Origin of the sequence: Segetibacter sp. 3557_3 (assembly GCF_004354985.1) — a bacterium.
GTDB lineage: Bacteria > Bacteroidota > Bacteroidia > Chitinophagales > Chitinophagaceae > Segetibacter.
The window spans coordinates 294,371-314,116 of sequence record NZ_SMSK01000004.1; the positions used below are offsets into that span (position 1 = coordinate 294,371).

Below are 19,746 nucleotides of genomic sequence, written 5' to 3' on the forward strand. Positions count from 1 at the left end.
CATGCGATCTGCTATTTATATCGGCCTGCTGAGTATTATTCATTTTGGCTGCCTTTCCGTACGTCCCACACAACGCATTACTTTCACCGCCCCGGACGCTTTTCCGGAAGGCATTGCTTATGATAAAGCTGCTGATGTTTATTATGTTTCCTCGGCACGTATGGGAACAATCGGCAAGGTTACACCATCAGGTGTTTATACGGTCCTTCATAGCGATACAAGTTTGAAGTCAACCTATGGTATGAAGATTCACCCGGACGGCAAGCGGCTGTTTGTATGTGCTTCCGATGCCAATTACAGCAAATACACTTCGCCTGATACACGCAACAAAATGATGCGGTTAATCTCAATTGATCTTGCAACCGGCAACAAGGTTGCCGACATTAACCTCGCAAACCTTTATGAGGGAAAACATTTTGCAAATGATCTGGTGTTTGATGATAAAGGCAATCTTTACTTAACCGATAGTTATTCCAACGCAATCATTAAAGTGGATGCGGCAGGTAGACCTTCGGTGTTTAGCAAAAGTCCCCTGTTTAAGTCTGAGGGTATTGGTCTGAATGGACTGGTTTACCATCCTGGTGGTTTTCTTCTGGTGAATAGCACGGGTAAAGGCACGTTGTATAAGGTGGATATCAATAACGGGCAGAATGTGCAGCCTGTAAAAAGCAGCATGTATTTTATTGGCGCAGACGGGATGTTGTTGAACGATCAAAATACCCTTACCATATTGGTAAACGGGGGTAATGACAAGGTTATGAAGCTTTCTACCGAAGACAACTGGGCATCTGTAAAACTTTCGGGCACCACATTGATAGTTGACCGTTTTACCTACCCGGCAACAGCCACATTTAAAGGCGACGAAATATGGGTAATGAATGCCAACTTTCACCAGTTAAACGACAGTACTGCTTTTCATACCAGGAACTTCGCGATTCAAAAAGCGGTCATTAAGCCGGTTCCAAAGAAGTTCAGCGAGTAAGATGATCTCGTACTCGGAATTTAGCCGGGTTGTTTCTAAGTGATTCAAACGGATCATTTGTCACTTATTGCCGCTCGTTTGGTGCCTGCTTGCAAACATCAAACAGAAAGCTTGAACATACGCCCGCAATATCGTGCTCTGAAATGAGCCCATGGGAAGGTAGGCGGGCAGGCAAGTACTTCAACGTAGATCAGGAAAGAATGACCCTTTTGGTAGGTCTTTCTTAATTTATCGAAACACCAAGGGGATCTTGCTTTTGCCGGGGTAAGCGACTGTTTGCCCAGTAGCAACCTACTTCGACGCTACCTTTCCATTCACCGGTTGTTTTACCAAAACGATGTTTGGCTTTGGCGCTTTTTTCATATCGTCGCCGAGGTAAAAACTCAGGTGCGGGGGCTGGTTGTAGGCCACATTTTGCCAGGCAATGCTTAACCGGTATTGCGGGTCATGCATGAGGGTATAAAGCCGCCGGGTTGTTGGAATAACGGTGGTGTAAATACGCAACTCATTCGTGCCGCCGCTTACTATCATCTCCTCGCGCCAATCGCCAAAAAGGTCTGCGACCAGGTTTGCACCCCCTCTTTGGTTACCTCTTTCTGCACCGGGTGAACTCCAGATGATGCCGCCTTTATATTTGTTAACCTTGCCCGCCGCCATTAACTCACGGGTGAAATCGCCATCCCACCAGATTGGCCAGTTGCCGGTTGGGTTAGGACCGATCTTTTGCCCGCTCATCGAGTGCAATCCGTTTGAACCCGACCACCACATTTCGGCACCCGGATTATCCGGATCGATATTCTCTGCCACCCCACCTGCAACATCCGTGTCGATTGCACCTTTAAAATAGACTTCCCCGGTACGGGCACTATAAACAGCAACGCCGGGTCCGGCGTCTTTAACATAACCTGAGTCGCCTTTCGAGTGGTCCTCAATTTCGTGCGGGCCAAAAACCTCAAGGCCAGGTTTTGCGGGATCGAGATCACTTACGTGCAAAGCATCGCCATGCCGGAAACCGGTAGTAAAAAGGCCCTTTCCATTATCGTCGACCACCATCGCACCATAAACGATTTCGTCTTTGCCATCTGCATCAACATCTGTCACGGTAAGGTTGTGATTACCCTGGCCGGAGAAGGGGTTCTTGCCATCCTTAGTGTCGAACACCCATCGGGAGGTTAGCTTGCCGTTTCTGTAATCCCAGGCTGCCAGGACTGTTCTGCCATAATAACCACGGCACATCACCACACTGGGCAGCTTGCCATCGAGGTAGGCCGCACAGGCCAGGAAACGGTCTACCCGGTTGCCGGTATTGTCGTTGCCGCCATTCCCGCCGGGGCCGCCCCATCCATCAATAGGATACCGGGAGGGAATATAGTCTGTTGTCGCAAGCGCGGCACCGGTCTCGCCATTGAATATGGTAAAAAACTCTGGTCCCTCCAGTACCTTTCCAAGTGTCCGGGCTTCTTTGCTTCGGTAATCTTTAGTAGAGTCGCCAATCACTTTTCCCTGGCCGTCGATGGTGCCGTCTGCAGTTTTCATTGCCACTTCAGCTTTACCATCACCGTCCATATCAATTACGATAAATTGGGTGTAATGCTCTCCCTCGCGAATGTTTTTGCCCAGGCTTATGGTCCACAACAGGGTTCCGTTTTGTTTATATGCCTGTAACACGGGGATGTCCGTTAAACCGTTAAAAGAGTTATCAAGACCTTTCCCCACCTGGTGAAGAATGAGCTCATATTCGCCATCCCCATCAAGGTCGCCGGCGGATGCATCGTGCGGCCTGTAGCCCGCAGGAGTTTGAAGCGGTAATGAAAGGTACTGGCGCACCGGGGCATTGGCTGGCAGAACAAAAGGTTTATGGCTGCCACTTTCCTTCCCACTTGCAATTGCTTTTACGATGTAGGTGTTGCTTTGTGTGAGATCGGCCTTTGTGTCGATCCAGTTTGTGCCACTGGTTAGTGGCTGTCCATTCAGCTTTACGGCTTTGCCACTCCCCGTTGTTCGATAAATATTGAAGGGCAGGTTTTCCGGCTCCGTGCCCAACAATCTCCAGCTAATGAAAACTGAATCCGGGGCATGACGAACGGCAACAACCCCACGGTCAAGCTTCTCCATCAGTCGTTGCGCCTGCAGCGAACTGGTGAGCAATAAAAAGAGTAGATAAAACAATTGTTTTTTCATAAAATGGTGCTTTTACATATAGGGTCTGCTAAAAAATCAGCATCATTGACCGTGCCAGCGAATGCAATTACCGATCACACCAATGATACAGTAAAAGTAAATTTATGCATTAAAGTACCCGGAACACGAGGTTAATACTTATTCTACTAAAAACAGGTTTAAGGTAAAGTTCTCTCGTTTAATGTTTCCTTTTTAGTCATCTCGTCCGTCTCTTTTGTTTTTTCATTGAGCAATCATCAATCAGGATTTTTCGTGTTTAACAGGTGTTGAAATAAATAATTTTTTTTCGGCATAGGGGTAAACAACTACAAGCTTGTCTTCCTGATTAAATAAACTATTATGAGGACCATACATAAACAAGAGAAAGCAAACGACAAACTAAGGACATTTAAATTTAGAGCAATAAAAGGTGCCACCTGTATTCATTATTCCCTAGGTGCAGCAATAAAAGTCGCCATCATTTTGTGTCTGTTATCAACGAAATCTTATGCGCAATACATGATGCCTGTGCAGCAGGTAAGGGGTATCGTGGTTGACCAGGTATTGCAAACTCCGCTGGCTGGTGCCACGGTATTGTTAGTGAAACAAAATAAAACAGTAGCTACCGACAGCAAAGGTGCTTTCCGCTTTTTAGATGTACCGGTAGGCACGATTCAATTACAGGTTAGCAGCATTGGCTATAGGCAAGCGTTGGTCGACAACATCACGGTGAACGCCGGAAAAGAAACGGTGCTAACGGTATCGATGGAAACTGATTTTAAGGTGAACGATACCGTTTTCGTAAAGGCGAACAATAAAAGGAACAAACCTTTAAACGACATGAGTGCAGTAAGTGCCCGAGCCTTTACGGTTGAGGAAACACAAAAGTATGCGGCGGCGGTAAATGATCCATCCCGGATGGCTATGGGTTTCCCGGGTGTGGTAGCTACGGACGATGGTAACAACAACATCGCCATCCGCGGTAATTCACCAACCGGGCTGCTATGGCGCATGGAAGGTGTCGACATACCCAACCCTAATCACTTTGGCAGCACTGGCAGCAGTGGTGGGGGTATCTCTATCCTGAGTACACAATTACTGGCCAACTCCGACTTTGTAACAGGAGCTTTTGCTTCAGAGTATGGCAACGCTCTGGGTGGTGTTTTCGACTTGAAATTGCGAAAGGGTAATACCGAGAAAAAAGAGTACGCACTACAGGCAGGTGTACTTGGATTGAATGCTGCTGCAGAGGGCCCCATCATGCCTTCATACAAGGGCTCGTACCTCGTCAACTATCGGTATTCGACCCTGGGTTTGCTCAATAAGATAGGGGTGCCGGTGGTTGGCGCTACCAACTTCCAGGACCTTTCTTTCAACGTTTACCTGCCTACCAATCGCTTTGGAACATTTACCTTGTTTGGCTTTGGGGGACTGAGTTCTCAGGACGATAGTCCCGAGTTCGACTCTACCAAATGGAAGGACCGTTCCGACCGTTTTACCGGAAAGTTTGTCTCCAATACGGGTGTTGCCGGGTTAACGCATACCATCTTATTAGGCAGAAAAACAAGTCTTCGTTCCGCACTTGCTTATTCGTACAACATCATCAAAGACAATTACCGGTACATCAACGATGACCTGTCGTTACGCGATGATTACATTGATCAATTTAAAACGGCTAAGCAAACGTTAACCACCACATTAAACCATAAGTTCTCGAACCGGAGCACACTACGTGCCGGAACAATTGTAAACCGCATTCAATTCAACTACCACCAGCGCTCGAAAGAAAACGAGTCTGCTCCTTTAGAGGAAAAAATTAATACCAATGGTAGCACGCATACGGTGCAGGGCTTTGCGCAATGGCAATATAAGGCAATGCAGAACCTTACCTTTAACGCCGGCCTGCATTACCTTCAGCTACTGTACAACAACGCAAACTCACTGGAGAAAAGGGCTTCGGTAAAATGGCAGGCCGACCGCAAAAACAGTCTTGCTTTTGGTTATGGCGAACACAGCCAGATCCAGCCGCTTGGCGTTTATTTTGCACAACTTGAAAATGCAAATGGTACTGTCACCTTGCCAAACAAAGACCTGGGTCTAACCAGGGCCCGCCACTATGTGCTTTCCTGGCAGCACTTCTTCCAGCCGAAACTCGCCTTTAAGGCAGAAGCATATTACCAACAGTTGTACAACGTACCTGTAAGCGTATACGATACAGCTACACTGTCTACCTTGAATATAGCGAGTGAATATGTAACGGATCCGTTAACCAACAAAGGCACCGGAAGAAATTATGGTGTCGAGCTGTCGCTTGAACGTTATCTTGATGATCATTTTTACTACACCGCCAGCACGTCGCTGTATGAGTCAAAATACAAGGCACTTGACGGCATAGAACGAAATACCCGTTTTAATGGAAACTATGTTATGAACCTGGTTGCAGGTAAGGAGTTCGTGACCCCTGATGGAAGAAGAACCTTTGGCATAAACATTAAGACAATATATGCCGGGGGACTGCGTACCACACCGATCGACCTGGCGCGGTCGCAGACAGCTGGCTATGCCGTATATCGCCAAAAGGAGGCTTACACCATGCAGAACCCGGCTTATTTTCGTACGGACCTGCGGGTAAGTTTGAAATGGAATCGCAGGCATATGACCAGCACCTTATCACTGGATATCCAGAATGCCACCAACCGGCAGAATATCTTTGGACAATTCTTTGACTCGTACAAAGGAACGATTAATACCAGTTACCAAACCGGGCTGATCCCGGTGTTGAACTATAAGGTGGAATTCTAAGACATACCCATGTTTTCACCTCGTGATTTGCGCGTTAAGCGATCCTGTTGTTGATAAATTCATCCCGGACGACCGGGGCCGTGCCTCCATAGAAAACCAACACTGGTATTTGAACAATCAATCGAGAGATCTGTGTGTACACCCGTCCGGATGAACCCGCTTCGAAAGGGTGTTCCACTCCCGTACAGCCTAACACAACCGGGCTCATCGATAGTAACAGTGGCTTGAGTAAACAAGATTATCTGTCCGACCATGGCGGTCTGGTAACGTGGTTGCCTGAAGATTTTAACAGAGAGGCAAAGACCCCATCGACACATCAAAACAGACCGGCGAATGCATTTGTTATATAATGCTACCTAACGAGGCCCGCATTGATGTGATAGGTAGTAACAATTAATTCATGGGAGTTGGATTACTCCGCTAGTGATTGTAGTTTCAGATTGAAAACAATTTGTACGTCATCTGCCATTTAAACAATTGAGACATGCTATTGCAATCCCTTCTACAGGAATTTGAACACGAAGTAAAAAGTACACGCAAGCTGTTACAGGCCATTCCTGAAAAGGATATTAGCTACAAGCCTTCCGAGAAATCGTGGACGATGGGCGAGCTTGCTCAACATATTGCTACCATTTACTACTGGTATGTGGGTACCCTAACCCATGATGAATACGATATAGCTGCCGATCGCCTGGAGCGGGGCGATGTGAATGACATCGAGGCTACGCTGGCGCTTTTCGAAAGCAATGTGCAACAGGCAAGAAATGCTTTAAGCACCCTTACTGACCAAAAACTGCAGGACCATTGGACAATGAAAGTGGGTGACCGTGTCGTTCTTGGTCCCATGCCAAGGGGTATTGTTGCGCGCGGATTTCTTTTTAACCATATTTATCACCACCGTGGTGAAATGATCGTGTACCTGCGGGCTACAGGTAATAAGGTGCCGGGCTTGTATGGCCCTACTTACGAGGATCAATAAGGATGCTTTTTTAAAGAAGAGCTTTCAGGCACGCAGGAAATACGGATACTACGGACGCATGACCTTGGTACTTTGTAGAAAGTTCCGGTATGAACGCCGATAGATTTTTAGCAATTATCACATTAGAGAGCAGTGGTGATGCATCAACGTCATGTGATCCGTCTTGTAATCCGCTGGGTTTGTATTATAGAACCGCCTCACTAATTTAGTGAAGCGGCGCGGTTAATCATTTAATCATTCCCCTAGCGAAACGGCCTGGTTGATGCTGCTAGAATTTCATAAAATCTTTTACCTGCTGTTCCCCATCTTCACTTCTTGCCGTCAGGTAATATTTCCCCTTCGGGAGTGAGCTGATGTCAAGTGATAAGAAGGTTGCGCCGGTCGTTTTCAGGGTACTTTGTTTCAACATTCTGCCTGCGTTATCAACAACGGAAAGTGTTACGGTTTGCCCCCTCGCTGCTACCTGTAAGTTCAGGTGGTCAGCAACGGGGTTTTGCAAAATCTGCAACAATATTTCGTTGCCTGTTAACCTTACCGCGACCACCGGGCTGTAAGTAAAAGAGCCATCTTTGTCCACCATCTTCAGGCGATAAAAAAGCGTTTGAGTCCCGGCAGGTATAGCGGCAATATGATCTGCCAATTCGTAATCATTTAAAAGAGGACTGCTTGTAGCGTTAAGTGAACCCGCAGTACTAAAGATGCGTCCGTTTAAGCTGCGTTCCACAACAAACCGGGCTGTATTCACCTCTGCAAGGGTTTGCCATCTTAAATCCACTACTTGTGAGCCGTTAAGGCTTGCTGTAAGATTTCTTAATCGAAGCGGTAGGGTAACAGATTGCTGTAGCTTTAGTAAAAACGCATCTTCGTTACCAGCGGAGGTGGCAATATTAGTACCGGTTCTGGGGTCAAAGTCAACACTGCCGCTGAAATAACCTGTCACGAAAATGCCGCCCGAACGATCCAGCACGATTGAATTGGACCAGTCGGCAAGTGGGCCACCAATGTTTTTTGCCCATTCAAGGTTGCCGGTGCCATCTAACTTAAAAATAAAAAAATCGGATGATCCGGCTGATGTTAATGTGCTGACTCCTGGCCCCGGGTCAAAATCTTCAGTGTTAAAAAGCCAGCCAGTACCATGTATACCTGAAGCGTCTACAGCGATTGAACGTAGCCTTGCACTCGGGCCCGGGAGGTTTCTTCCCCAGCGAAGTTTTCCTGAGCTGTCGAATCGCAACATGAAAATACCGTCATTACTGGTTGAATAAGTTGTTTCTGGTTCAGGATTAAAATCGATCGTTCCGGTAAAGGTGCCCGCAGCGTAAATGTCGCCATCAGGAGCTACTCTTATGTGTGTAAACGCAGGCGACGACTCATTAGATCCCGTACTCGTTTTTGCCCATATAAGATTGCCTTGCAGGTCAGACTTAGTAATGAAGAGATCTCTTCTTCCCAAAGACGTAAGGTTAACTGTTGCGGGTCCCGGGTCAAAATCGGCAGTTCCCTCGTAGGTTCCGGAGGTATAAATGCCGGAAGTGTTCACAGCTATCGAGAGAAATCCCTGAGATCCGTTTCCCATGTTTTTTGCCCACACAAACATGCCGGAACTATCCAGTTTAGTGATGTGCATGTTAAACCTTGTTCCGGCGGTCAGGTTGAACACACCCGGTCCGGGATCAAAATCGGGGGTGCCCTGGAAAAATCCAGAAAAATAAACCCCTGACCTGTCAGCGGCAATTCCTTCGCTTCCTACCGCCATTTCTTTGGCCCAAATTAGTGTGCCTGCAGAGTCTAATTTTATGATGATGTTTTGGGCAGTAGCGGTGAGTAGCGTAATACCGGGACCGGGGTCGACATCTGCCGAGCCCTGGGGAATTCGGCAGAGCAGGTAAAGGTTGCTATTTGGATCGATTGCCTGGGAATGTACGGTGATGGTTCCGGGTCCACCGATGTTTTTTGCCCACAACAAGTTTCCCGACGCATCCAGCCTGGCAATGTAGATATCATTGCTACTGGCTGCTGTAAGACTGTTTGAAACAGCCGACGAACTGAAACTTATCGTGCCCGTAAACTGGCCGGTAGTATAAACGTTTCCAGCACTATCAGTATCTACAAAGCTGCCACTCTGGTAGGCTGTACCTTCTATGCTTTTCATCCAGTTAAAACTGGGCTGGGCTTGCACCAGGTAAGATATTAGCAGTAGTGTGCCAATTAGTAAAGTTCTGGTCATAGGGCAGGATTTGGGATAGTTACAAATTAACATCTTTCCGACAGACTTTTCCATAACAATCATTCAAGAAGCTGCGACTTCGATCTCAGTTTAAGGGACCTACCCAAGGGGGTTGCTACTTCGGACGAGGGTTTCGACATTCCGCACCAACCGCAGGGTAAGCCCTAGGTGAAAACGTCGTTACCTGACCAGCACCTTATAACCTATCCTTAGCTATTCAGAATGTCTCCTTCTTGCAGAACGTGATTGGACAATTAACAGACTCGTACAAAGGAACTATTAAGACAAACTATCTGGCCGGGTTGATCCGGGTGTTGGAGCTAGAGGGTGGCGATTTGGTGGAACAGGATGCATGCTGGTGTACTTAAATGGGGTCCAAAACGCTGCTTAGTCGATCGTAATTGACTTTGTTGATCCGGGCCAACGCACAAAGCCAAGGGCGCGGCCAGGTGATCTTGCTTTCCGGCTAACACCTGTTAATATCATCTGAATATTAGCTAAAATAGACCTATAGCGACCCATGTACTCTTCATAGTTTTATCTTCAATTATCCGTCACTCTTCGTGATGGCTGTAGGGTTATTGATGAAAACGATTTAAATATGAAAATGTACAAAGTCTTCCTGCGTGTGATCCTGTTTGTTGCTGTTTTCACCCAGGGCGTAGATTCGGCCCGGGCACAAAGCGGTGACCAGATCCTGGATGGTATTGGTGAAACCGGAATGATCGCACGATATATTTTTAACGGAGATCTGAAAGACTGGTCGCGGAACAATTTACATGGCAAATACCAGGGTGGCGAGGCCCCCTTTGTTTCCGACCCCCGCTTTGGGAAAGTGTTGTCGCTCTCAGGTGAAAGTAATGCCTTTATCACCCTTCCCGGTGAAGCACTTACCGACCTTGAGTCGCTTAGTATTTCAGGGTGGATAAACCTGCGTTCGAAACAGCCAGGACAACGCTTTTTTGATTTTGGAAAAGATGCCACCAGGCGATTCTTTGCAGCGCCCGCGGGCACAACAGGGCAGGAGGGCCTTCAGGCGTTGATAACAGCTGCAAAAGGCGACAACAAAGGAGCCGTAGCACCTGCAATAGAAGCAAACAAGTGGGTACACCTGGCTATTGTTATCGACGTACCGTCGAAAACCATGACGACTTATGTTGACAGTAAGCTTGTTGGAGAAGCAAAGGAAATTCCACGTGAGTTGAGTGAGGTATTCGGTCAGCAACCAGGTGAAAAAATGCTGTATATCGGAAAGTCGCTTACGTCCGGAGACCCCAACCTAAATGCACTCGTTCACGACTTCCGTATTTATCGTGTGCCCCTGAGTAGCAGGCAGGTCGCCGGAATTTATACCAATGCGCAAAGAGGCAAGGGGCTGAATGAAGGACAGGTAAATACAACCGGCCGGAAGGTTGAAGATGACCTTCCTAAGTATTCCCCAGCCGAGCCGCAGCTCTATACCAGGTACCTGGTTAGTGTGGCCGATGTGAAAGTGGAAACCGAAGTTGGCAGTTTGCCACGCTTACCGGGTTCTTTGCCGGGCACTTATAAGAGTGAGCTAAAGGGCAGGGCGCCTAAGGTGCGGGTGATTTGGCCGGCTCCAACCGACAATAACGATGTGCTTAAACCCGGCACATATACGATTACCGGACGGGTGGCGGGTACCACGCTTAAACCTAAAGCCATCGTTACCGTAAAGTCGGCGAAAAAATCATCTGCCCCGGGTTCAAAACTGGAAGCATTTGAGTTAAGCCGGGTTTCACTGAAGAACGATGCGCATGGGCACGAAACCCAGTTCGTGGAAAACCGCAATAAGTTTATTACAACATTGGCGAAAACAGATCCCAACGCTTTTCTATATATGTTCCGCCATGCTTTTGGGCAGAAACAACCTGAGGGTGCAAAGCCGCTTGGTGTCTGGGACAGCCGCGATACCAAGTTGCGGGGACATGCAACAGGTCACTACCTGACGGCAATCGCCCAGGCATTTGCAAGCACCGGGTACGACAAAGTATTGCAGAATAATTTCGCTGAGAAGATGGATTATATGGTTAATACCCTGTACGATCTGTCGCAATTATCCGGAAAGTCGAAAGAAGCAGGCGCCCCGGCAGTAACAGATCCAACAGCGGTTCCAATGGGCCCGGGTAAAACAAGCTATGACTCCGACCTGAGTGACAGCAGTATCCGCAACGATTACTGGAATTGGGGCAAAGGCTTTATTAGTGCTTATCCCCCGGACCAGTTTATTATGTTGGAAAAAGGCGCCAAGTATGGCGGTCAAAAAAACCAGATCTGGGCGCCCTATTATACGTTGCACAAAATACTGGCCGGGCTGTTAGATGTATACGAGGTAAGCGGTAATAAGAAGGCGCTTGAAACAGCTGCAGGGATGGGTGATTGGGTTTATGCCCGTCTGGCGCAGGTGCCAACAGATACACTCATTAAGATGTGGAACACCTATATCGCAGGTGAGTTTGGAGGAATGAATGAGGCAATGGCCCGTATGTACCGCATGACCAATAAGCCTGAGCACATGAAAACGGCGCAGTTGTTTGATAATATCAGGGTATTCTTTGGCGATACTTCGCACTCGCATGGACTTGCTAAAAACGTCGACATATTTCGGGGCTTACATGCCAACCAACACATACCGCAGGTTGTCGGGAGTATCGAAGAATACAGGGCGTCAAACAATCCTGAATATTACCGGATCGCGGATAACTTCTGGCACAAAGCGGTAAATGATTATATGTACAGCATCGGAGGGGTTGCTGGCGCACGCAATCCAAACAATGCAGAATGTTTTCTCAGCCAGCCGGGAACCCTTTACGAAAATGGTTTTTCCGCCGGTGGGCAAAACGAGACCTGCGCCACGTACAACATGCTCAAGTTAACCAGCAACCTGTTTTTGTTTGATCAGCGTGGAGAGTTAATGGATTATTACGAGCGTGCCCTGTACAACCATATCCTGGCCTCGGTAGCAGAAAATACGCCTGCCAATACCTATCATGTGCCGCTCAGGCCAGGCTCGGTAAAGCAGTTCGGCAACGCGAATATGACTGGCTTTACGTGTTGCAACGGTACGGCAATAGAAAGTAGTACCAAGCTGCAGAACTCCATCTATTTTAAAAGTAAAGATAACAAGGGACTGTATGTAAATCTTTTCGTGCCCTCAACGCTGGACTGGACAGAGCGGAAGGTTATGGTGGAGCAAACAACCAATTTTCCGAAGGAAGACAATACCCGTTTGACGATTAAAGGAAGCGGAAAATTTGATGTCAATGTGCGTGTGCCTGGCTGGGCCACCAAAGGATTTTTTGTAACCATCAATGGTAAAGCACAAACTGTACAGGCACAGCCGGGCAGCTACCTTAAAATTAACCGCGGCTGGAAAGATGGAGATGTAATAGAATTGAAGATGCCTTTCCAGTTTCACCTTGATCCGGTGATGGATCAGCAGAACATTGCAAGCCTGTTTTACGGCCCGATTTTGCTTGCAGCACAGGAACCCGAAGCAAGAAAAGAATGGCGCAAAGTAACCCTGGATGCTGATGATCTGGGCAGGTCAATCAAGGGTGATCCACAACAACTACAGTTCACGATTGGTGACGTTGTTTTCAAACCATTTTATGAAACCTACGGCCGTCATTCGGTATATCTTGACGTGAACCTGAAGTAAAATATCGTTGATAGATTTTGAGGTCGTTGCTGTACAGCAGCGACCTTTTTCATTTTGCAGGAATAATAAAGGATGGTTCGGAAAACGCCTGCCCATATGCAACCACTCCAGTCAACGAAGCGAGCCAACTAAATGCTATGAGTTGTACATGATAGGATTGGATCAATCAGTATTGTCGAATAACCTGGCCACGGCTCAGGGTGCTTCGTGCCTGCATGTTACCGGCTTTTAAGAAATAGGTAACGACATTACGAACCATTGTTCGTTGACTAAAAAGATTATGGCACCGGCAGTAGAATCACGGGTGAGGCTCCGGTTGCCCGCCCGGATAAACCCTGCTTGGACGCCCGCCCGGGTGAACCGCTTCGGACGGGGGTGTCACTCCCTTGTACCTGCGAGTGTAAACATCGGTATAGGAACACGGATAACACGGATTGAAATGATCTTAATCGGATTTCGGCAAACCATCTTCTGAAACAATCCGTTTGCTAGGGCTTTGAACAAAATGAATAGATTTTCTGCTTCGCAGAACGATAAAACGTATCTATCCGTTTTATCCCTGTCAGCCGTGTTCCATTTGTTAAGCTGCTAAGAAGAAGTGTCCAGCACATTGGCAATGCTGCCGTCGTGATTGACATCAAAACTTACTGCCACTGCATAGGTTCCAATGGGCGCCTGATGTTGACGTAATACTTTAAGATTTGCTTCTCAGAAGGTCAAGTTTCCAGCAATTTACACCTCCTGGAAAATGAGCAGAAACCCCTGGGTTAAAAGCAGAAAATAAGATCCCAACATTAAACACGACAAGCACAGAAAGCTTTTTGATGTTCATGAGTTATCGTATAAAGAATAAAGAAATCGGTTAGCAATGATTAGGAGAATGGACATCTTTTACAATTAATGCCAGGTGCAGCACCATGCCTTTTTAACCTAAGCCACATAAACACTTCCTAATTGTGCTGTCTTTCGATTAGTCCACCTTCACGTATTTCCGCCAGTTGTGTTCTTCGTTGAAACCGAGCACCTCGCGAATTTTCCGATTCGAAAACAGGGCTTCATGTTCACCTAATACACGGCTTAAAGGCACACCTGGATAAAACTTTTCAACTAATTCTTTTGATGGGATTATTGCGCCGTTGTGATCATTTCCGGCATTGAAAACCTGGTAACCCAGGCCATCTTTCTTCAAGCAAAGGTCTACGATCTGGCCAAGGTCACGGGCATCAATATAGCAGAAAGCGTTTCTGCGACGCACCTCGGGATTTTTGAAGTAATTGGGGAACAGTTCTGCATATTCATGCGGCTCAATCACATTTCCAATACGAAGAGCATAGATGTCAAAACCCGACCGTCGCTGGAAGCTACGTGCTGTGGTTTCATTTACAACCTTCGATAATCCATAGCTGTCCATCGGATCAACATCATAGTCCTCCTCTAAAGGAAGCACTTTAGGGTTAGTCTTACCGTCCGAAAAACAGATGCCATAAGTAGTTTCGGAAGAAGCAACGATAATCTTTTTAATGCCAAGTTTTACAGCAGCTTCAATTACATTATAGGTGCCGATAGTATTTACACGAAATGTGTCGTTATCGGGTCTGATCAGTATCCTGGGCACTGCGGCAAAATGGACCACCGCATCGAAACGAGGCACCCCATTACCCGGTTCTAACTCATCTAAGCCGGCGTATGAACTCATGGCATTAAACATTTGCCCCGAGTCGGTAATATCAGCGATTAGATTGTCTACACCCGGTAAATTCAATGGCACCATGTCTACATTCATCACCCGGTGTCCCTGGTCAAGAAGGTAACGTACGGCGTGCTTGCCTGCTTTACCGGATCCACCGGTAAATAGTATGCGTAGTTTGGTCATGTAATCTCCTTTTTAAAGTTATGCTTATCCCGTTCCCTGATGCATTGTGCAGGCAGCGTGCTGGTACTCCATCGATCTTCATGCAACCGGGACGAAACCTTTTCTACTGGTATGTTCTCCAGGACTTGCAACTTGCCGATAAAAAATGATGCCGCCCGGATTTAATGCCGGACCAGCTCCAAAGTAACAATATATTACATCGATTGCGTTATTAAACAAAGCCCGCATTACTTTATCATTGTTATTACAGAAACATTGCCTAAACCACCCGGCCCGTGATCATCAAGCCTTTATTGTGCACCACATTTGCTCTTCTTTTCTGTATTTCATGCTGTTTGGCTCAATCAACAAGGGCGTTAAAGCATAGTGTGCTGTGTTTCGAATTGGGGAAAACGGGCTTGGTTTACAACCTGGCATTTGACCACAAACCCGCAGCAGGCAATTTTGGTTTCCGGATAGTTGCCGGTTCAAACTTCGGCAGGTATCTTAATGCTAAAACAATTGGCGGTGGTGTTTATTACCTGGCTGGTAAGCAGGACCGCTTTCTTGAACTTGGCGCAGATTTGCAATACTTAGTGGTTAACGAAAACAGTGATGATCAAAGGGGCTTCTCATTTGTTTACCCCAACTTTTCTGTTAAGACGCTGTACACGAGTTTGAACATTGGTTACCGCTACTACCGGAAACAATCGATGTTCAGGATTGGGCTTTCGCCCGGCTTGCTTGCGGGTAAACCGATCCCCGGGGGATACATCTGTTATGGCATCCGCCTCTGATGTTACTTCTGCCATGACAGCCTTACTTCATCCCGTTTAACTGTGTGAACCACTCGCCTGCTTTTTCTTCGAGAAAAGTGGTTTCACAAGCTTCACCAGTTTGTCGATGATAAAACCCAGGAGGAGACCACCAATTAAACAGGCAAGGGCTTTGGCGAACCATGCCAGCACCGGCATGTTGGCCAAAGCATGTTCCAAATCGTGTAATAAATGGTTGGTTAGCGGCATGCCATGAGCAATAATTTCGGCCCCAACCCAAAGCATTGCTGCCGTACCAACATAACTCAGGAAACTAAGGAAGTGGGGCATGAACTTGACAATGCCCCGACCAAATTTGCGGGTTGTCGGGTTGTACTTGTCCTGCGCAAAGTGTACCCCGATGTCGTCGGCCTTAACAATAAGTCCCACAAACCCATATACTGCTACGGTGATGAATACCGCAACAGCCAGCATCACCACAATTTGGTTTACGATTGGATCGCCGGTTACCTGGCTGTAGGCAATCGCCATAATTTCAGCTGATAAAATCACATCTGTGCGGACAGCACTGGTAACCCGCTCGTTTTCCAGTTCCTCGGGGGTAATAACCTTTAGGTTCTCGCTCTCAACATGCACGTCGTGGTGCTTGCTGAACATGGAATGCACTTTTTCATAACCTTCATAACACAGGTATGAGCCGCCTAACATTAGAATAGGTGTGATGGCCCATGGGGCAAAGAAACCCAGCAGCAAAGCAGCCGGGCTTAGTATCAGGACCTTATTGATCAGCGACTTTTTCGCAATCCGGAAAATGATAGAAAGTTCCCGGGCCGGATTGAGGCCGACAACGTATTTGGGGGTAACCGCCGTATCGTCGATTACAATTCCTGAAACCTTTCCGGTTGTTTTCGCTACCTGGGCGGGCACATCATCTAAGCTGGCGGCACTTGCTTTTACCAACGCCGAAATATCGTCCAATAAAGCAAAAAATCCTGAAGGCATAGTTTATAAGTTAGCTGGTTGATTGCTGGTGATAATTGTTTACGTATTCTTGTTATCGTTATCCATCCATGTTGCTCACGCACAAGCCTGTGCGAGTGCGGTACACGGATGAACGCTTTTTCGCGGCAAACTTAAACTTATATCTTAAAGAATATCGCTTTAGCCGGTACTACTTACAGCCACTTTGCCCTGGCAAGTTTGTTTTACCCTATGGTCTCAACAAGGATCAATATCATTATTGCATTTGCGGAGAGGCATGTCGTAAGCGCTCAGGCTTGCTTTGCTGCGCACTCAGGGCTGCGGTAAGCCGGGCCATTATGGCCTGAACTAAAACCAGGTGCCGGAGGGTAATGTTGCACTTTTGCAGTGCAATCGGCCACATACATGCGGGCTCAACCGACTACGAGGGGAGGTGGGGTGCCGATAGCGTTTGTAGAACCTGAAAGCCCATGAGGTGGGGATGGCTCTCCGGAGGCTTTTCAAAATGCGTAGGATGGTAGGGTTGTTGAACCTGCCTGTGCATAGGCTTTACATTAAGTGTTTGCTCATAATTGGGGTACGATCCGCTGAATAGGATTACCGGTCGTACAAGAGAGTGACACAACGATGTTTAAATAAAAAACAACTGTTGGCTACCAAAAAAATCCTGGCATGAGCGTAATTTTTGTCGTGCAGTTATTGTTCGATCATTTACAAGTATATGGCTATGGGGTATAAAGTGACATACGGGCTTTTGCTGGTTGCGTTATGTACGCTTGCGTGTTCATACGCAAAAAAAGCCGGGCTAACGCCGTTACAAAGCGAAGTCGCTAATGTATTACGCAGGCAGGTGCTTAAACAAGCTGCCTGGGCCATGCAACAGGAGCCTGTAACGGTTACGGCGCAAACATCGACCCGAAGCGCTGGTGGTATACATGATTTTTTTAGTGAAGGCGATTATTGGTGGCCCAACCCGCTCAGTGCCGATAGCCCTTACATTCAAAAGGATGGGTTGACCAACCCGGACAACTTTGTGGCGCACCGGCTCGCAATGATACGCCTGAGCAGGATTGTGGGTGCACTGGCCTCTGCCTATAAGCTAACGGGTGATAAGCAATATGTACAGCAGGTGCTAAAACATTGTAATGCCTGGTTTGCAGACCGGGCAACGATGATGAACCCGCACTTGCTATACGCCCAGGCGATAAAGGGACGGTTTACGGGACGGGGTATTGGCATAATCGATACCATACAATTGATGGAGGTGGTGCAGGGATTGTTGGCACTCGAAAAATCAGGCGTCATCTCCGCCAGCGAACTTGCGCCAATAAAAAGCTGGTTTGAGCAGTACATTACCTGGCTTACTACGCATAGATATGGCAAAGACGAGATGAATGCTGAAAATAACCATGGTACCTGCTGGGCCATGCAGGTGGCTTCGTTTGCAAAGTTCACCGGCAATACGGCCGTAATGGACTTTTGCAGTAACAGGTATAAAACCGTTTTATTGCCCAATCAAATGGAGGTGGACGGAAGTTTTCCAAGAGAACTAAGAAGAACCAAGCCTTATGGGTACTCCATCTTCAATCTCGACGCAATGACCATGCTTTGCCACATTTTATCAACCCCCGCCAACAACCTCTGGAACTATACCACGGCAGATGTGAAGTCGATTCGGAAAGGCATTGAGTACCTCTATCCTTATGTGCAGGATAAGGCCAAATGGCCCTTGCCAGCAGATGTTATGTACTGGCAGGAATGGCCGGTTGCTCAACCATTTCTCTTATTCGGAGCCATGGCTTACAACAATAAAAAATGGCTCAATACCTGGAAAAAACTGGAGCACGACCCATCGGTGGAAGAAGTAATCAGGAACCTGCCGGTACGCAACCCGCTGATTTGGATAGAGTAGGCCATGATTTAAAATTTTACAATTTGGTCGGCAGACCAGCAAACAGGATCGAATGTGCTAACCGGTAGCTTACTCATCTTCGCTCATCTAAAGTGGTGATCATTTACCTTGCAACTTATCGCGCTAAATAATTAAACAGCTTATGACCAGATTACTGATAATGGTATTAATGTTTGTACCGGCTTTGGCCCTGCAAAGCCAACAGATAAACATGTCGAAGGTGTTTGCGGAAGCGGGGCAGCAAACTGAAGTTATGCTCCGCGAAATTCCATTGGCCAAACAAGGAAACGCAGAACTTGTTTCGCCAAGATCGCTGGACAGTGGCATGTTGAAGCTGGTTGCATCGCGCGATTGGACAAGTGGTTTTTTCCCGGGCCAGCTATGGTTTTTATACGAGTACACCCGCAACAATAAATGGAAGAAAGCAGCGGAACAATACACCGCTTATATTGAACGGGAAAAAACAAACGCAGGAACACACGATATGGGCTTTAAGGTTTATTGCAGTTTCGGAACCGGATATCGCCTCACCCGTGAACCGCGGTATAAACAGGTTATTATCGAAGCGGCAACCACACTTGCAACCCGCTTTAATGCAACCGCTGGCGTAATTAAGTCATGGGACAACCGTACCCGCTGGAAGTACCCGGTCATCATTGATAATATGATGAACCTCGAATTGCTGTTTGCTGCAACAAAGCTTACTGGTAACAAAAAGTTTTATGACATCGCCGTTAGCCATGCCAATACTACCATGAAACATCATTTCAGGAAAGATTTTAGTTCATACCACGTTGTTGATTATGATACGACCAATGGTGCCATTTTGCAAAAGACCACACACCAGGGATATAGCGACGAAAGCGCCTGGTCGCGGGGCCAAAGCTGGGGACTTTATGGGTACACGATGTGCTATCGCGAAACCGGGAACAAAAGCTTTTTGGTCCAGGCTGAAAAGATCGCGGCTTACATATTGAACCATCCGAATCTTCCGGCCGACCTGGTGCCTTATTACGATTTTAATGCTCCCGGCATACCGAACGAACCGCGCGATGCTTCAGCGGCATCCGTGATGGCAAGCGCCTTATACGAGTTAAGCACCTTTAGCAACAACGCAACCATATACAGGGCTGCTGCAGATAGAATCATGGAAAACCTTACGAGGGATTACCGCTCAGGCATCGGAGAAAATAAGGGCTTTCTCTTATTGCACAGCACCGGTTCCGCACCCGCCAAAAGTGAAGTTGACGTGCCGTTGAGCTATGCCGATTATTACTACCTGGAAGCTTTGTTGAGAAGCCGTAAGCTAAAGTCAAACAAAAGTAAAGCTGCAAAAGCAAAAGGTTCAAGGTAGGCTAGGTTGCAGCAGTTACCACCAGGGTAGTTGGGCCGC

The 19,746-nt window shown here is 47.2% G+C and carries 11 protein-coding genes; 7 read left to right on the forward strand and 4 right to left on the reverse strand.

What is annotated here, in order from left to right; genetic code table 11:
• The first annotated feature begins 1 nt into the window (after position 1).
• A complete protein-coding gene (locus tag EXU57_RS09190; protein ID WP_133267897.1) occupies positions 2-982 on the forward strand; it encodes a gluconolaconase in 981 nt (326 codons plus the stop codon).
• Between the two features lie 291 nt (positions 983-1,273).
• On the opposite strand, the gene EXU57_RS09195 is transcribed toward EXU57_RS09190, so the two are convergent.
• On the reverse strand, positions 1,274-3,163 hold the full coding sequence (locus EXU57_RS09195) for a rhamnogalacturonan lyase (RefSeq protein WP_133267898.1): 1,890 nt from the start codon (positions 3,161-3,163) through the stop codon (positions 1,274-1,276).
• A 339-nt stretch (positions 3,164-3,502) separates the two neighbouring features.
• On the opposite strand from EXU57_RS09195, the gene EXU57_RS09200 reads away from it, so the two are divergent.
• Both EXU57_RS09200 and EXU57_RS09205 read left to right on the forward strand, forming a co-directional pair.
• Entirely contained in the window at positions 3,503-5,944 is a 2,442-nt protein-coding gene (locus EXU57_RS09200; RefSeq protein ID WP_133267899.1) for a TonB-dependent receptor, read from the forward strand.
• A 484-nt stretch (positions 5,945-6,428) separates the two neighbouring features.
• Positions 6,429-6,923 carry a DinB family protein gene (locus EXU57_RS09205; RefSeq protein ID WP_133267900.1) on the forward strand — a complete coding sequence of 165 codons (495 nt, stop codon included), beginning with the start codon at positions 6,429-6,431 and terminating at the stop codon, positions 6,921-6,923.
• A gap of 268 nt (positions 6,924-7,191) precedes the next feature.
• On the opposite strand, the gene EXU57_RS09210 is transcribed toward EXU57_RS09205, so the two are convergent.
• Entirely contained in the window at positions 7,192-9,150 is a 1,959-nt protein-coding gene (locus tag EXU57_RS09210) for an SBBP repeat-containing protein (RefSeq protein WP_165958089.1), read from the reverse strand.
• A gap of 601 nt (positions 9,151-9,751) precedes the next feature.
• Here EXU57_RS09210 and EXU57_RS09215 point away from each other — a divergent pair.
• Positions 9,752-12,832: a beta-L-arabinofuranosidase domain-containing protein gene (locus EXU57_RS09215; RefSeq protein WP_133267902.1), complete on the forward strand. Its 3,081-nt coding sequence runs from the start codon at positions 9,752-9,754 to the stop codon at positions 12,830-12,832.
• 970 nt (positions 12,833-13,802) lie between these two features.
• Here the strand turns inward: EXU57_RS09215 and EXU57_RS09220 are convergent.
• A complete protein-coding gene (locus EXU57_RS09220; protein ID WP_133267903.1) occupies positions 13,803-14,705 on the reverse strand; it encodes an NAD-dependent epimerase/dehydratase family protein in 903 nt (300 codons plus the stop codon).
• A 335-nt stretch (positions 14,706-15,040) separates the two neighbouring features.
• On the opposite strand from EXU57_RS09220, the gene EXU57_RS09225 reads away from it, so the two are divergent.
• Positions 15,041-15,481, forward strand: a complete 441-nt coding sequence (locus EXU57_RS09225; protein WP_133267904.1) for a hypothetical protein — start codon at positions 15,041-15,043, stop codon at positions 15,479-15,481.
• Positions 15,482-15,517: 36 nt separating this feature from the next.
• Here the strand turns inward: EXU57_RS09225 and EXU57_RS09230 are convergent, their stop codons facing one another.
• Positions 15,518-16,462 carry a DUF808 domain-containing protein gene (locus tag EXU57_RS09230; protein WP_133267905.1) on the reverse strand — a complete coding sequence of 315 codons (945 nt, stop codon included), beginning with the start codon at positions 16,460-16,462 and terminating at the stop codon, positions 15,518-15,520.
• Positions 16,463-17,168: 706 nt separating this feature from the next.
• Here EXU57_RS09230 and EXU57_RS09235 point away from each other — a divergent pair.
• Both EXU57_RS09235 and EXU57_RS09240 read left to right on the forward strand, forming a co-directional pair.
• On the forward strand, positions 17,169-18,353 hold the full coding sequence (locus EXU57_RS09235; protein WP_133267906.1) for an alginate lyase family protein: 1,185 nt from the start codon (positions 17,169-17,171) through the stop codon (positions 18,351-18,353).
• A 142-nt stretch (positions 18,354-18,495) separates the two neighbouring features.
• On the forward strand, positions 18,496-19,707 hold the full coding sequence (locus tag EXU57_RS09240) for a glycoside hydrolase family 88 protein (RefSeq protein ID WP_133267907.1): 1,212 nt from the start codon (positions 18,496-18,498) through the stop codon (positions 19,705-19,707).
• The last annotated feature ends 39 nt before the right edge of the window (positions 19,708-19,746 follow it).

Excerpts from the sequence above, each read along its gene's own strand:
- EXU57_RS09190 (WP_133267897.1), top strand. The coding sequence starts at position 2 with ATGCGATCTGCTATTTATATCGGCCTGCTGAGTATTATTCATTTTGGC.
- EXU57_RS09195 (WP_133267898.1), bottom strand. The coding sequence starts at position 3,163 with ATGAAAAAACAATTGTTTTATCTACTCTTTTTATTGCTCACCAGTTCG.
- EXU57_RS09200 (WP_133267899.1), top strand. The coding sequence starts at position 3,503 with ATGAGGACCATACATAAACAAGAGAAAGCAAACGACAAACTAAGGACA.
- EXU57_RS09205 (WP_133267900.1), top strand. The coding sequence starts at position 6,429 with ATGCTATTGCAATCCCTTCTACAGGAATTTGAACACGAAGTAAAAAGT.
- EXU57_RS09210 (WP_165958089.1), bottom strand. The coding sequence starts at position 9,150 with ATGACCAGAACTTTACTAATTGGCACACTACTGCTAATATCTTACCTG.
- EXU57_RS09215 (WP_133267902.1), top strand. The coding sequence starts at position 9,752 with ATGAAAATGTACAAAGTCTTCCTGCGTGTGATCCTGTTTGTTGCTGTT.
- EXU57_RS09220 (WP_133267903.1), bottom strand. The coding sequence starts at position 14,705 with ATGACCAAACTACGCATACTATTTACCGGTGGATCCGGTAAAGCAGGC.
- EXU57_RS09230 (WP_133267905.1), bottom strand. The coding sequence starts at position 16,462 with ATGCCTTCAGGATTTTTTGCTTTATTGGACGATATTTCGGCGTTGGTA.
- EXU57_RS09235 (WP_133267906.1), top strand. The coding sequence starts at position 17,169 with ATGGGGTATAAAGTGACATACGGGCTTTTGCTGGTTGCGTTATGTACG.
- EXU57_RS09240 (WP_133267907.1), top strand. The coding sequence starts at position 18,496 with ATGACCAGATTACTGATAATGGTATTAATGTTTGTACCGGCTTTGGCC.